The following is a 14081-nucleotide window of genomic DNA, read 5'->3' on the forward strand; positions in this document are numbered from 1 at the left end:
CCCCCTGACCGAGGAGGGCGGGCCGCCGGGGTCATCCGACGAGGTCGGTCTGCTCCAGGAGCAGGCGGTCCGCGGCCAGTTCGGCCGCGCTCTTGTCGGCCAGGGCGTTGACGGCCGCGTTGAACCGTTCCATCGAGGTGGGGTGGTCCGGGCCCAGGACGTACTCCTTCAGGGTGCGGCGGAACGGTGCCATCGGATCGTTCGCCGGCGTGCGCACCGAGCCGAGGATCTCCGGCAGACGGGTGCAGTCGCGGTCGAGGAGATAGGCGCCCCCGGCCGTGGTGTAGGCGGCGCGGAACTCGTCGTCGGGCAGGTCGTGGGCGTTGGTCAGGACGTACGGCTTGAGGCTGGCGACGAAGTCGGCGACCACCGAGGAGACGTCGCTGACGAGGATGTCCGCCTGGTTGAAGCACTCGTACAGCGTGGGCAGTTGCTCCAGGATGACGTGGTGGCGGCTGGTGCCGTGGCTCTCCCAGAACAGGCGGTGCCACTCGGCGCGCAGGGTGTGCCATTCGGCCGCGTCGTCGTGCTCGGGCAGCCGCGCCTCACGGGTCTGCTGTGCGTCGTCGCCCTTGAGCCGCCCGGCCAGCTCGTCCAGCCGGGACCGGATCTCCGTCAGCCGCGGGCGGACGGCGGCGAGGTCGGACTGCGTCCGGACGGCCTGGCGGCGTTCGTTGTCGGCGTGCAGCAGATCGCGGATGGCCTGGTCGGCGGCCGCCGCCTCGGCCGAGCGCTTGCCGGTGAGCGGGTGCGGCTTGTAGATGATCCGTACGTCCTCGGCCAGGAGCTTCTCGATCAGCCGCGTGCCCATCGGGATGAGGGACGTGTGGCAGTCGTCGTCGCTCCACCCCTCCCAGGTGGGGGCGTACATGACGACCGGACGCGGGCCGGGGAGGCGGTCGGCGTGCAGCTGGATCGGCGCGAGCTGCGGTCGGCCCACCTCGACGATGGCCGCGTCGCTGATGGCGTGCCGCACCCGGCGGTAACGGTCGCGCCCGGCCCGCCCGGCCACCCAGATCTCGTCGTAGACCTTGCTGACCCGGTTGCTGCTGGCCAGCTTGTCGCTGTCGCCGTGCCCGATGAAGACGTGCTTGGCCTCCGCGATGCGCAGCATGTGCACGTTCTTGCCGGCGTTGCCCGGGTAGAGGACGACTCGTACGCCGGACAGGTCCAGCTCCGCCAGGTCGTCGGCCTTGGGCACGCACAGGACGGGCAGCCGGGTGCGGCTGAGGTGGCGGAACGAGGCCCGCTCGCGCAGGATGATCAGCGGACGCCGCTCCAGCCGCTCCAGCGTCTCGATCCACATGTTCACCTGGTACATGAAGTCCCGCGACACCGCGGCGAAGCTGAAGTAGAGCGCCACCTCGGGTCCGTACGCGGCGAGTTGACGGTTGACCTCGATGAACACGTCCTCCCGCGCGGGCATGTGACGTGTCCTCAGGTACTGCACCGCCAGCGCGAGCACCGCCAGCGCGGTGATGCCGACGGTCAACGCGAAACCGGCGTACGCCCACGCCCAGGTCCCGGTGGCCAGCGCCACCAGGAAGCCCGCGTGGGCCAGGAGGTCAAGGTGCAGGAGCTTGCGCAGAAAGCGCCGGAACAGCAGCGCCGGCGGCTGCTGCGGGAGCGGCAGCCCGCTCATGTCCAGGTTGCGCACCACCAGCGGCAGCACCCGGCGCCGCCGTACCGCGTGATGCAGCGCGGTGTACAGCATCACCAGCGCGAAGTGGACGCTGAACACGGCGAGCGCGGCGACCAGCATCGCATCCGGCGCGTCCATCCGCTCGGCCAGGGCCAGCAGCATGACCGTCCGGACGGCGAACCGCAGCGTGCGGTCCAGCTGGAGCGTCGCCAGCCGCCGCACGAACCCCGGCGAGCGGACATGCAGCGCCTCGTCCGCGACGTAACTCACCACGGACGCCACCGCGAAGCCCCCCAGCCACGGCAGCAGAGCGAACACCGGCAGCGCCACGAAACCCGCCGCCAGCAGCAGAGCAAGAAACAGGTCAGTCGTCCCGCGCACTCTCAGAGCACCACACAACTGACGCACGATCATCGACAAGGTTCCCCCCACGGAACTGTGCACGGCCGTATCACCGTTGGTCGCCAGTTCGACCCGGGAGGGCCTCGCATGGTTGTGCACCCCGAGATCACAAAATGTTCAACTGTGATTCATCAGAGGTTTGAGAAGCCGTGACACACGACGGGGCGAGAGGGGTCAGGCCGGACGGATCGCCCCCTTGATCGCCGACTGACCGGCGAAGAACACCGACTCCTCGCGGACGGCGGCTCCCGGGCCCGGGGCGTGGATCATCATGCCGTTGCCGGTCCAGATGCCTACGTGGCCGAGGTCGTCGTGGAAGAAGACCAGGTCCCCCGCCTCCACTTCGGCGAGGGCGACCGGCGTGCCGACCCCGGCCTGTTCCTGAGCGGTTCGGGGGAGCGTCACCCCGGCCACCCTCCAGGCGGCCTGGGCAAGACCCGGCGCGTCGAAGGACCCCGGCCCCGCCGCTCCCCAGACACACGGGCGACCTATCTGGGCACGGGCGAAGGCGATGACGCGGTCTGCCTTGGTGGTGGGGGCGACACCGGCCGTGCCGGTGAACGCCGGGGCGGTGACGGGCGATTGAGGGGGTTGGGCGACCGACGGCTGCGTGACCGGCGGTTGGGCGACCGGTAGCTGTGCGACCGGCGGCTCAGGGAAGGGCAGTTGCGTGACCGGCGGTTCTGTGACCGGCGGCGCGGTGATCGACGGCAGCCCGGCGCCGTAGGTCGCCGTGGTCGTGCCGGTCGGCCAGTCGGTGGCGTAGGCGGCGGTCGGATCGGTGGGCACACCAGTGAGGTACGGGGCGATCGGGCCGGTCGACGGTGCGGCGCCGTAGGGCGTGGCCACGGTCACGCGGAGATCCGCGTCATACGAACCGGCGAGCGGGTCCTGAGCGGTCGGCGGTGTCGTCGCGGCGGGCTCGGGCAGCGGCCACTGTGCCGTGTTGTCTCCGAGGACCGGCAGCGGGCCCGTGCGCCAGACGTCCTCCTCCGACCGGGTGCCGAAGGCCTCGACGGGCTCGACCGGTGGGAAGGGCGCGGCGGGCCCGGCGGCCAACTCGGGAGCGGGCCCGGCGTTCCACTCCGTGACGGCACCGGCGGCAGGCTCCGGCACGCCCCCGACGTTCCACTCGGGAACAGGCTCGGCGTTCCACGGCGGGACGGGCGCCACGGGCAGCACCGGGGCGGGCGCCGGGGTCTGCTGCGGGAGGGGCCATGCCGTGGGGTCCGGGACGGGTCCAGCCGTCAGCTCCGGGGCGGGCCACGGGGTGGGCTCCGCGACAGGTCCGGCCGTCGACTCCCCGGCAGGCCATGGGGTGCGTTCCGAGACCGGGCCGGACGTCGAATCCGGGGCGGCCCATACGGTGCGTTCCGAAGCCGGTCCGGCCGCCCGCTCCGGGGCAGGCCATGCGGTGGGCTCCGCGACAGGTCCGGCCGTCGACTCCGGGACAGGTCCCCCCGTACGCTCCGCGACAGGTCCCGCCGCCGCCCTCTCCGGGGCAGGTCCGGCGGTCAACTCGGCTACAGGCCTGGCCGATTGCGCGGCAGACGGCAGAGCAGCCGGCATTGAAGACGCTCCCGCGGCAGCCGTGGGCGCCTCAAGGGCCCTGCGCTCGGCAGGGCGTTCCACGGGGCGGGCGGGCTGCGGCGCGCGGGCCGGGCGGCTCGGGCGGTCCGGGCCGCGCCCCTCCGGCTGGGTCACCGGCACGGTCGGCCCCAACTTGGCCCGGGCCACGTCGAACCACTGGCGCGTCAGATCCCGCAACGCGGGTTCCGTGGGCCCCTGGGAGCGCCCCCGGCCGGAAGCACCGCGTTGCCGCGGAATCGCCGCCGCGCGGGTCGCGTTGAAGGTGCCCGTGTCGCTCTCGGCCCTGTCGTAAAGGCTGTTGATCCGTCGGGCCACCTCGTCACGGCTCGGCGCCTCGCCTCCGTCCATCGACGCGCCACCTGGGGACTGCGAGAGCAGAGGTTCCGGCGACATGGGACGGGCTCCTTCCGTACGAGAGCGCACGAGACGGCCTGCCTGGCGGAGGAAGTCGTGCGGGCAGCGACCAACCTAGCCAACTTGTAATTCTTTAGTGAAGGTTGAAGGGTTAAATGCCCGATACGCTTCTGTGACCTTCGTCCCTTCCCGGATGTTCACCAGCTGATCCCAGCCGCCACCGGCAGATGGTCGCTGCCCGTCGCCGGCAGCACCCACGAGCTCTCCGCCGCCACTCCCCTGACCATGATCTGGTCGATCCGGGCCACCGGGAACGATGCCGGCCAGGTGAAGCCGAAGCCGTCCCCGGCCGTCTCCTGGACCGAGCGCAGCCGCGAGGTGATGGCGTCGAGGGCGCGGTCGTCCGTGGTGCCGTTCAGGTCGCCGAGCAGGACGATCCGCTCGCTGCGGTCGGCGGCGAGGGCCTCGCCGAGCGCCTGCGCGCCCATGTCCCGCGAACCGGTCCAGAAGCCGCCCCTGGGCATCACGCGTACGGAGCCGAGGTGGGCGACGTACACCGTGAGCGGGCCGTGGTCCGTGGCGACGGTGGTGCGCAGTGCCCGTTGGTAGCCCATCTTCTCCTCCACCGACTTGGTGGCGCCCAGCGGTCCGGCGTCCTGCTTGATGTCGACCGGCCGGGTGTCCGACAGCGGCAGTCTGCTCCACAGTCCGACCGTGCCCAGCACCGCGTGGTGGGGGTAGGTCTTCGCCAGTTCCTTCTCGTACGTCCCCTTGGCCGGCTCGGCCAGCTCCTCCAGGGCCAGCACGTCCGCCCCGGACGCGGCGAGGTCCCGGGCGGTGCCCGCCGGGTCGGGGTTGTCGGCGCCGACGTTGTGGCTGACGAGGGTGAGATCGCCGGCGCCGTGGGACTTGTCGGTGAGCAGCCCGCCGAAGAGGCTCAGCCACACCGTCGTCGGCAGGAGCAGTGCCACGACGGCCGCGGCGGAGCGGCGCCACAGTGCCCCGGCGAGCAGCAGCGGGACGAGCAGCCCCAACCATGGAAGGAAGGTCTCCACCAGGCTGCCGAGGCCCCCGCGGTCCGTGATCGACGCGTGCAGCAGCATGACCAGGCCCAGCAGCAGCGCCAGCGCCGCGAGGACCGGCCCGCGCCTCCAGGGTTCCGGCCGCAGGACGCCGCGGACCGCCCGGCGGACGCCCGCACGCCAGGTGGCGGGGCCCACGTCTCGCCGTACGGCGTCCTCCTGGGGCCGTTCCGGGGCGTGGGCCTGCACCGATGTCCGTGGGGTGGTTCGAGTCATGCGGCCAGTCAAGGCAGGGCGGTGTTGCCTGGCCGTATGCGGTTTTCGATATGCCGACGATATGTGGGGGCTCGTAGCCTGGAGTGCATGCGTGTGCTGATCGTCGAGGACGAACCGTATCTGGCAGAAGCCGTCCGCGACGGGCTGCGCCTGGAGGCGATCGCGGCCGACATCGCGGGTGACGGCGACACCGCGCTGGAACTGCTGAGCGTCAACTCCTACGACATCGCCGTCCTCGACCGCGACATCCCCGGGCCGTCCGGTGACGAGGTCGCCAAGCGCATCGTCGCCTCCGGCAGCGGGATGCCGATCCTCATGCTCACCGCGGCCGACCGCCTCGACGACAAGGCCTCCGGCTTCGAACTCGGCGCGGACGACTACCTCACGAAACCCTTCGAACTGCGCGAACTCGCCCTCCGGCTCAGGGCGTTGGACCGCAGGCGGGCGCACAGCAGGCCGCCGGTGCGGGAGATCGCGGGGCTGCGCCTCGACCCGTTCCGCAGGGAGGTCTACCGGGACGGCCGGTTCGTCGCGCTGACCAGGAAGCAGTTCGCCGTGCTGGAGGTCCTCGTCGCCGCCGAGGGCGGGGTCGTCAGCGCCGAGGAACTCCTGGAGCGGGCGTGGGACGAGAACGCCGACCCGTTCACCAACGCCGTGCGCATCACCGTGTCGGCCCTGCGCAAGCGGCTCGGCGAGCCGTGGATCATCGCCACCGTGCCGGGCGTCGGCTATCGCATCGACGCGCAGCCGGGGGCCGGGGGCGCGGGTGGGGACCGTGGATAGGCAGCCCGGGGTGAGTGTCCGCCTCAAGCTCACGCTCAGCTATGCCGGGTTCCTCATGGTCGCCGGTCTGCTGCTGCTCGCGGCGGTGTGGCTGTTCCTGCTGCGGTACGTCCCCGACCGGGCGATGCTCTACAACCCCGACGACAAGCCGAACGGCGTGTTTCCCGTCCGGGGTGCCCTCCAGCACGTCTTCGCTCCGCGGGCGGCCGCGGTGCTGGCGTTCCTGCTGGTGTTCGGGCTCGTGGGCGGGTGGCTCCTGGCCGGCCGGATGCTCGCCCCGCTGACCCGGATCACGGACGCCACCCGCCTGGCCACCCACGGCTCGCTGGCCCACCGCATCCGGCTGCCGGGCCGCAGGGACGAGTTCCGTGAACTCGCCGACGCCTTCGACGCGATGCTCGCCCGGCTGGAGGCCCACGTCGCCGAGCAGCAGAGGTTCGCGGCGAACGCCTCGCACGAGCTGCGCACCCCCCTGACGATCTCGAAGACGCTGCTCGACGTGGCGCGCGGCGACCCGCACGCCGACACCGGCGAGCTCGTCGAGCGCCTCCACGCCGTCAACGCCCGGGCGATCGACCTCACCGAGGCGCTGCTCCTGCTCAGCCGCGCCAACCAGCGGTCCTTCGTCAGGGAACCCGTCGACCTCTCCCTCCTTGCGGAGGAGGCCACCGAAACGCTGCTGCCGCTCGCGGAGAAGCACGGGGTGACCATCGAGACCGACGCCGACCTCGCCCTGACGAGCGGGTCGCCGGCGCTGCTGCTCCAGCTGACGACGAACCTGGTGCACAACGCGATCGTCCACAACCTGCCGGAACAGGGCACCGTGTGGGTCGGCACCGGTGTCCGGGGCGGGACGGTGGTGCTCTCGGTCGAGAACACCGGCGAGCGGCTCACCCCGGAGCTGGCCGCGACCCTGACCGAGCCGTTCCAGCGCGGCACCGAGCGCATCCATGCCGACCATGCCGGTGTCGGCCTGGGGCTGGCCATCATCAAGACCATCACGCAGGCTCACGGCGGAACGCTCACGCTGACTCCGCGCGCCGCGGGCGGGATCCACATCACGGTGGAACTGCCGGCGGTCGTTTCGTAGGCGGCGACCGCATCGCACCGCCGGTCTCCGCCTTCCGGAGGTGCCGCTGGCGTTCCTCTCCGCACGCGTCGCGTCGGAGCAGGGCCGCGCCGAGCGGGGTCAGGGTGTGCACGACCGTGTTGGCGTACCGGTGGCTGGTGATGAGACCGGCGTCGCGGAGCAGCGTGGTGTGGTGGCTGGCCGTGGCGGGTGTGACGCCGGCGTACCGGGCGGCCTCCGTCGTCGTGGCGCCGGCCGCGGCCGCGCGCAGGACGGCGGCGCGGGTGGGCCCGAGCAGGCCGTTCAGGGGCGCGGCGTCAGTACGGGGGACTGCCGTCGGGACATGCTGGACGGGGTAGAGCAGGACGGGCGGGAGGCCGGGGTCCGCCAGCGCGACGGGGGCGTCCCAGCAGAAGTAGGAGGGGATCAGCAGCAGTCCGCGCCCGTCGAGGTGGACGTCGCGGCGCCGCGGATATCCCGGGATCTCCAGCACCGGGTGGCGCCAGCGGATCGCGGGCGACAGGCCGGCGAGCACGGCCTCGGTCCCGGCGCGCAGCAGCGTCCGGGCATGCCGGGCCCGCTCGGCGTACAGGCGTTCGTGGATGTCCTCCTCGTGCGGGGCGATCACGGCGTGGTGGTAGGCGCGCAGGGCGTGCACGAGCTCGCCCCGGGTCTCCCGCTCGGCCACCCGGTGCGCCCAGGCCGGGCCGCCCACCGTCCCGCAGAGCCGCGTCACCTCCTCGGTCACCCGGTGGCGCGGGGTCGCGAGAATGCTCTCCAGACCGGCGTCCAGACCGTCGACGCCCTCGGTCGGGGTGAGGAAGTCCGGGAAGTAGCTGGCCCGTGGGAAGAGCGGCAGGAGCAGCGGCATGACGGTGCGGTCCAGACCGGTCCGGTGGAGTGTCGAACGGGCGGTGCGGTACCAGAGCGCGTGCGCCCAGCGGCCGTCGCGGGTCTGGAAACGGTGCAGGCTGGCCGCGACCTCCCACAGCGGATGAGGCCCGGCCGCCACGGTGAGGCGGGTCAGGTCCTCCGGCGTGAAATGAAAGCGGAGCATCCCATTCGCCCCTCCCTCCCCGACTGCCACCTGCGATGTTTCACCTCTGTCGCATGAGCATGACAGCGACGGGAGGGGCGCGGAACATGAGTTCACGCCAGCCGGGTCCGTCGGGCGAAACGGGGCTACGGGGCGCCCGGCACCGCCGTCGCAGGACCGCGGTCGACGCGGCGCCCACGGCGGATCACGGCACCGACCACCAGAAGGGGATCCGTATGTCCTCGCACGAGCACGAGCACGAGCACGAGAGCACCCCCGCACCGCGCCGGCCGCGCCGGTTCCGCCGGCCCCTCGCGGTCGCCGTCCTCACCGGCGCCCTGGCCGCCCTGAGCCTGGTCGTGCCCGGCACGGCCAACGCCTCCGCACAGGCGTGGGAGTGCAGCAGCGGTGATGTGTGCGTCTGGAACGCCACCAACGGCACCGGCAGCCGGTGTTCCTGGACCAACGCCGACCCGGACTGGTGGAGCGGCTCCATCCAGTGTTCCTGGTCCGACACGCAGAACGCCCGCTCGGCCTACAACCGCGGCACGTCCTCCTCCTACGCCGGCGTCGCCTTCTACTCGGGCGCCAACTACAGCGGCTACCTCGGCTGCCTGTCCCAGAACGGCGGCTGGGACGACGACTTCAACGTCAGAATCCGCTCCCACCGCTGGGTCACCTCCTGCTGACCCCGCCCTGACGAAGGGGGCCGGCCTCGCCGAGGCCGGCCCCCAGGAATTCGACCTCCGCCAGGTCATCGCGGACGTCGCTACGCTCGTGCGCCATGCGGCCCACACGCCTCGACACCGCCCGCATCCGGGCGGCCCGCCAGGTGATCGACCCGGCGTTCCTCGACACCCCGCTCTACCGCTGCGACGCGCTCGAAGCCGAGCTCGGCTGCGCGGTGAGCGTCAAGCTGGAGACGGCGAACCCGGTCCGCAGCTTCAAGGGCCGCGGCACCGAACTGGTCGCGAGCCGACTCGCCGAGCACGGACCCGGAGCCGTGGTGTGCGCCAGCGCGGGCAACCTCGGTCAGGCCCTCGCCTGGTCCGCCCGCGACCGCGGCCTCGAGGTCACCGTCGTGGCCTCGCGTTTCGCGACCGCGGCCAAGCTCGACCGCATCCGCGCGCTGGGCGCCCGGCTGGAGCTGGTGGACGGCGACCACGAGGCGGCCCGCGAGCGCGCGGCGGCCCTCGCCCGGCGTGAGGGCATCAGACTGCTGGAGGACAGCCTCGACCTCGAGACCTGCGAGGGCGCGGCGACCATCGGCCTGGAACTCGTCGCCCAGCAGGCCGCCGTCCCGGCGCACGACGCCGTCCTGATCGCTCTCGGTGGCGGGGCGCTGGCGACCGGCGTGGGGCATGTGCTCAAGGATCTGGCGCCCGGCGTCGAGGTGATCTGCGTCCAGCCGCGGGGCGCTGCGGCGCTGACCCTGTCCTGGCGTGCCCGGCGGGTCGTCAGCACCGAGTCGGCCGACACCATCGCCGACGGTGTCGCCGGCCGGCACCCCATTCCCGCCGTCCTGGACGACCTTCTGCTGGTCGCCGACGACGCCGTCCTGGTCGAGGAGTCGTCGATCATGGCCGGGATGCGACTGCTCCTCCACCACGCCGGGCTCGTCGTCGAGCCGTCGGCCGCGCTCGGTATCGCGGCGGTCCTGGAGGACCGCGACCGTTTCGCGGGCCGGCATGTGGTCACGATCGTCTGCGGCAGCAACGTGGACATGGCGGCGTACCACCGCTGGACCGGTACGGCGCTCACGCCCCGTCAGGATGCTCGGCCGCAGCTGTGACACCGGAGGGTGCCGCGGGCTCCGTGGTCCGCGCCTGTTGCAGGACCTGGCGGGCCACTTCGCGCAGCGCGGCCACGGCGGGCTTGTCCCGGTTCCCGGGGAGCCAGGCGAGTTCGGCGGTGGAGACGCCCAGCTCCGGGACGTCGACGTAGGTGAGGCCCGCGCGCGGATACAGCCGGCGGGCGGCGGAGGGCAGGAAGGTGATCGCCTGTTGCTGGGTGACGGCCAGGACCATGCTCTCGGTGTCCCGGACCACCGGCCCGAAGCGGACCGGCGTCCCGTCGGGGCGCGGGTTGACCGTGAGGTGGTCCCACCACGAGCGCGGTACTTCCGGAGGCATGTCGACGACGACGCGGTCGGCGAGCTGGGCGAGGGTGAGCACGTCCCGGTCGGCGAGCGGGTCGTCGGCGGGTAAGCACACCACGCGGGTCTCCGTGGCCAGGTGCAGGGACTGGATGCCCGGCGGCAGCGGGCCGCGCAGGAAGGCGGCGTCGACCTCGCCGGTGCCGAGCCTGCTGAACATGTCGACGAAGGTGAGGTTGCGGACCTCGATCTCCAAGTCCGGGTGGCCGCCGCGGAGTCGGGCGAGGATCGCCTGGGCGTACGGCATCGCGGCCTCGGCGCCGAGGCTGCCGATCCGCAGGCGTCCGCGGGTGGTTCCGGCATGGACGTCGGCGGCCTGGAGCAGCCGGGCCATGGCGTCGACCACCGCCCTCGCCTCGTGGACGAGCCCCTGACCGGCGGGGGTGAGCCGCACGGCCCGGCTGCCGCGTTCGACCAGTTCGACGCCCAACCGCTGTTCCAGGGACCTGATCTGCTGGCTGAACGCGGGCTGGGTGACGTAGACGCGCGCCGCGGCTCTCCCGAAGTGGAGTTCCTCCGCGAGGACCAGCAGTAGACGGAGTTGGTGGATGCTCGGCTCGCGTGTGCCGCCGGGCCCACGACCAGGACTCATACAGGGAAGTTTATCGAGAAGGAGCCGATCCTCTCCGCCTTCTGATCTTTCCGGTGCGAGGCGGTCTGGACAGGATCGACACAGCTGCCGGGCGAACCCGCAGGCGATGACGGGGCCTTGCCGCGGCGAGGGGACGGCAAGGGCCCGCCGTCCCACCGCTCGCCGGCGGTCCGAGCCGATCCGAATCTCATCGCCGTCGAGGACCACCCGTGCTTCGCATCCACTTCGACTGGAGCGACCTGCAGAACGTGCGGATCGCTCAACAGCCCGACCCGCTGTGGGAGTTGATGTGCGCTATCTGCCGTTGGCAGACTCGCCAGGGCCCCCTGTCCTTCGGCCACTGGCGCAGAGAGACCACGCAGCGGCTGTCGCTCGACGTCCGCGCCGCTCGCGCCCTGCGCACCCTGCGGACCTTCGTCCCGGCCACCGGCTACATCCCCGACTTCCTCACGCCGCCGCTCACGGGCGAAGGGCTGGAGGCGGGGCTGGAGGCGGTCCGGGCGACACCCCGTGACCGGCTGGTGGCCGAACTGACCCGGCTCGCCGTGTCAACGCCCTTGCCACGACGCGCGAGAGGGCTGTACGAGCCGACGTACGGCTCGCTCATGCTCGTCGCGGACGTCATGCGGCACTCCTTCCGCACCCTGCTGGAGCCGTACTGGGGGCATGTGCGGTCCGCGGTGAGCGACGACGTCTCCCTGCGCACCCGGGCCCTGCTGGACGGCGGAACCGCCGCCCTCCTGAGCAGTCTGCGCCCGTTCGCCCGCTGGAACCCGCCGTACCTCGACGTCGACTATCCCGTCGAGCGGGAGTTACGGCTGGAGGGCCGCGGGCTGGTGCTCGTGCCCTCGTACTTCTGCTGGCGCAGACCCACCGCGCTCGCGGATCCCGGCCTCGATCCGGTGCTGGTGTACCCCGTCACCAAGCAGCCGATCGAGATCCTGCGCACCGGTGGGGAACGGCTGGACCGGCTGCTGGGCCGGACCCGCAGCGCCGTCCTCGCCGACGTGGCGGGCCACCGCACCCGTACGACGAGCGAGGTGGCGCGGGGCCTGCGGCTGGCACCCGCCAGCGCGAGCTACCAGATCGGCGTCCTGCGCGAGGCGGGCCTGATCGTGAGCCACCGCGACGGCAAACACGTGGAGCACTCGGCCACGGCGCTGGCGCACAACCTCCTGTCCGGCACCGGGGCGACGATTCGATGAGGATCGAAAGCATGGCCGCGCCCGAGGGTCCGATGCGACTGTCCCGGTGACCACCGAGAGGAACAGGGGAAGCAAATGAACCTCCGCAAGCGCCTGTTGGCCGTGACCTTCCTGACCATCACCGGACTGGCCGGCCTGACCGCTCCGGCCCTGGCGGCGCCGATGCCCTGGGAGACCAGCGGCACGGTCACCGTGCAGTGCGGCGATCCTTGCTACCAATAGACGGCTGTGACCGCGCGTTTCGGCGCCGCAACAGATGTCACCGGCGTGTCACAGCCCTCCCGGGCCTCACAACCTGACGCGTGGCAGCCGTGTCGAACACCGCGTCGGACCCAGACCAGCCGACAGCGCCATCACTGACTGACCATCAACCTTCCACGGGGGAAACAGACATGAGCTTCACCCTGCGCAACACCCGCCGCACCGCGAGCTCGGCCGCCGTCGCCGCGGCCTCCTTCCTGGTGCTGACGGGGGCCGGCATCCTGGCCGCGCCCACCGCGTTCGCGGGCGTCCCCGGCGGCACCGCCGCCGCCGACCGCAACAGCGACTTCAACGGCGACGGTTACAACGACGTCGTCACCGGCGCCCCCGACGGCACCGTCGACGGCAAGGAAATCGCCGGGTACGTCACCGTGCAGTACGGCGCGCCCAACGGAATCGGCACCAACAACACCGTGCCGAGGGGCGAGGTCCAGCTCCTCAGCCAGTCCACCGCCGGCGTGCCCGGAACCTCCGAGTTCGGCGACCGCTTCGGACAGGCGATCGCCACCGGCGACCTCGACGGCGACAGCTATGACGACCTGATCGTCGGCGCGCCCGGCGAGGACGAGGGCAGCGTCGAGGACGCGGGCCGGGTGACCGTCGTGTACGGCTCCGCCCAAGGCCTCGACACCGGACGCACGGCGAGCTTCACCGCCGCCACTCCCACCGCCGACGCCCGCTTCGGCCTGGCGCTCGCCGCCGCCCGGTTCACCGGGGACATCGACGCCGACCAGCTCACCGTGCTCGACCAGTCGGGCCTGAACGTCTTCACGTACCACGCGGGCGTCCTGCGCCAGGTCGGCACCCCGCACTCCACCGGACACGCCCTCAACGGTGCCTATCTGACGACGGGCGACTACGACCACAACGGCTTCGCCGACCTCGTCGTCTCCGGCTACAGCCCCGACGACGACTACGGCAAGGGCTGGTCGGCCCTCTACGCCGGCGGCCCCGAGGGCCTGGCCTACCAGCGGGACCTGCACGGCGGTCTGGGCTCGGCCTCCGGCGACATCAACGGCGACGGGTACGACGACCTCGTCGTCGGCCAGCTCAGCGGCGTCGACGACACCACGGGCGACGCAGACGCACCCGGCGGCCTCGTCGGCGTGTACTACGGCGGCGCGCACGGCCCCGCCGGCACCCCGCAGTGGTGGTCGCAGAACTCCCCCGGCGTGCCCGGCACGGCCGAGCGCGGCGACGCCTGGGGCAACGACCTCTCCGTGGCCGACGTCGACGGTGACGGCCGCGCCGACGTGGCGGTCGGCGCACCCGGCGAGGACGTCGGCACCGTCGCCGACGCGGGCGCGGTGTGGCTGCTGCGCGGCTCGCGGACCGGCCTGACCGGCACCGGCTCGCAGTCCTTCGACCAGAACACCGCGAACATCCCCGGTACCGCCGAGGCGAGCGACGCGTGGGGCGCCCAGGTGCGGCTCGTGGACACCGACGGTGACGGCCGCGCCGAGCTCGTGGCCGCCGCCCCCGACGAGAACGCCGGCGACGGCGCGGTGTGGCTGCTGCCCGCGAGCGGCAGCGGCCTGCTCGCCGAGGGCTCCCGGTCCTACGGGGCCTCCGCCCTCGGCGGCACCGCCCACGGCGCGCACTTCGGCTCGGTGATCGACGAGTAGACCGACCGCAGCATCCCCGGGCCGCTGCCGGCCCCCTGACGCTCAACGAGCCGCCCTGTGCGGCTCGTT

12 protein-coding genes are annotated in these 14081 nt (G+C 72.4%); 7 read left to right on the forward strand and 5 right to left on the reverse strand.

What is annotated here, in order from left to right; genetic code table 11:
- Positions 1 to 31 precede the first annotated feature (31 nt).
- The 3 genes from CRP56_RS02085 to CRP56_RS02095 all read right to left on the reverse strand — a co-directional run bounded on the left by CRP56_RS02085 (position 32) and on the right by CRP56_RS02095 (position 5286).
- Positions 32 to 2023, reverse strand: a complete 1992-nt coding sequence (locus tag CRP56_RS02085) for a hypothetical protein (RefSeq protein ID WP_257039985.1) — start codon at positions 2021 to 2023, stop codon at positions 32 to 34.
- A 195-nt stretch (positions 2024 to 2218) separates the two neighbouring features.
- Positions 2219 to 3160 carry a C40 family peptidase gene (locus CRP56_RS02090; protein ID WP_257039986.1) on the reverse strand — a complete coding sequence of 314 codons (942 nt, stop codon included), beginning with the start codon at positions 3158 to 3160 and terminating at the stop codon, positions 2219 to 2221.
- Between the two features lie 1025 nt (positions 3161 to 4185).
- Entirely contained in the window at positions 4186 to 5286 is a 1101-nt protein-coding gene (locus CRP56_RS02095) for an endonuclease/exonuclease/phosphatase family protein (RefSeq protein WP_107484039.1), read from the reverse strand.
- Positions 5287 to 5373: 87 nt separating this feature from the next.
- Here CRP56_RS02095 and CRP56_RS02100 point away from each other — a divergent pair, with 87 nt between their 5' ends.
- Both CRP56_RS02100 and CRP56_RS02105 read left to right on the forward strand, forming a co-directional pair.
- Positions 5374 to 6069, forward strand: a complete 696-nt coding sequence (locus tag CRP56_RS02100) for a response regulator transcription factor (RefSeq protein ID WP_097259707.1) — start codon at positions 5374 to 5376, stop codon at positions 6067 to 6069.
- 10 nt (positions 6070 to 6079) lie between these two features.
- The gene (locus CRP56_RS02105) at positions 6080 to 7159 is read left to right on the forward strand and encodes a sensor histidine kinase (protein ID WP_097259708.1); all 1080 of its coding nucleotides are present in this window, start codon (positions 6080 to 6082) and stop codon (positions 7157 to 7159) included.
- Here CRP56_RS02105 and CRP56_RS02110 read toward each other — a convergent pair.
- On the reverse strand, positions 7128 to 8195 hold the full coding sequence (locus CRP56_RS02110; RefSeq protein WP_107484040.1) for a DUF5937 family protein: 1068 nt from the start codon (positions 8193 to 8195) through the stop codon (positions 7128 to 7130). The genes CRP56_RS02105 and CRP56_RS02110 overlap by 32 nt on opposite strands.
- A 215-nt stretch (positions 8196 to 8410) precedes the next feature.
- Here CRP56_RS02110 and CRP56_RS02115 point away from each other — a divergent pair, with 215 nt between their 5' ends.
- Positions 8411 to 8863: a peptidase inhibitor family I36 protein gene (locus CRP56_RS02115; RefSeq protein WP_097259709.1), complete on the forward strand. Its 453-nt coding sequence runs from the start codon at positions 8411 to 8413 to the stop codon at positions 8861 to 8863.
- A 95-nt stretch (positions 8864 to 8958) separates the two neighbouring features.
- On the forward strand, positions 8959 to 9966 hold the full coding sequence (locus CRP56_RS02120; protein ID WP_097259710.1) for a threonine ammonia-lyase: 1008 nt from the start codon (positions 8959 to 8961) through the stop codon (positions 9964 to 9966).
- Here CRP56_RS02120 and CRP56_RS02125 read toward each other — a convergent pair.
- Positions 9932 to 10921: a LysR family transcriptional regulator gene (locus CRP56_RS02125; RefSeq protein ID WP_097259711.1), complete on the reverse strand. Its 990-nt coding sequence runs from the start codon at positions 10919 to 10921 to the stop codon at positions 9932 to 9934. The genes CRP56_RS02120 and CRP56_RS02125 overlap by 35 nt on opposite strands.
- Positions 10922 to 11130: 209 nt before the next feature.
- Here CRP56_RS02125 and CRP56_RS02130 point away from each other — a divergent pair, with 209 nt between their 5' ends.
- From CRP56_RS02130 to CRP56_RS02135, 3 genes are all read left to right on the forward strand, one after another.
- On the forward strand, positions 11131 to 12126 hold the full coding sequence (locus CRP56_RS02130; protein ID WP_257039987.1) for a helix-turn-helix domain-containing protein: 996 nt from the start codon (positions 11131 to 11133) through the stop codon (positions 12124 to 12126).
- A gap of 75 nt (positions 12127 to 12201) precedes the next feature.
- Positions 12202 to 12348 (forward strand): hypothetical protein, encoded by a 147-nt coding sequence (locus tag CRP56_RS47450; RefSeq protein ID WP_179850929.1) that lies wholly within the window; start codon positions 12202 to 12204, stop codon positions 12346 to 12348.
- Positions 12349 to 12518: 170 nt separating this feature from the next.
- Entirely contained in the window at positions 12519 to 14012 is a 1494-nt protein-coding gene (locus CRP56_RS02135; RefSeq protein ID WP_097259712.1) for an integrin alpha, read from the forward strand.
- The last annotated feature ends 69 nt before the right edge of the window (positions 14013 to 14081 follow it).

Origin of the sequence: Streptomyces sp. TLI_55 (genome assembly GCF_900206255.1) — a bacterium.
GTDB lineage: Bacteria > Actinomycetota > Actinomycetes > Streptomycetales > Streptomycetaceae > Streptomyces > Streptomyces aquilus.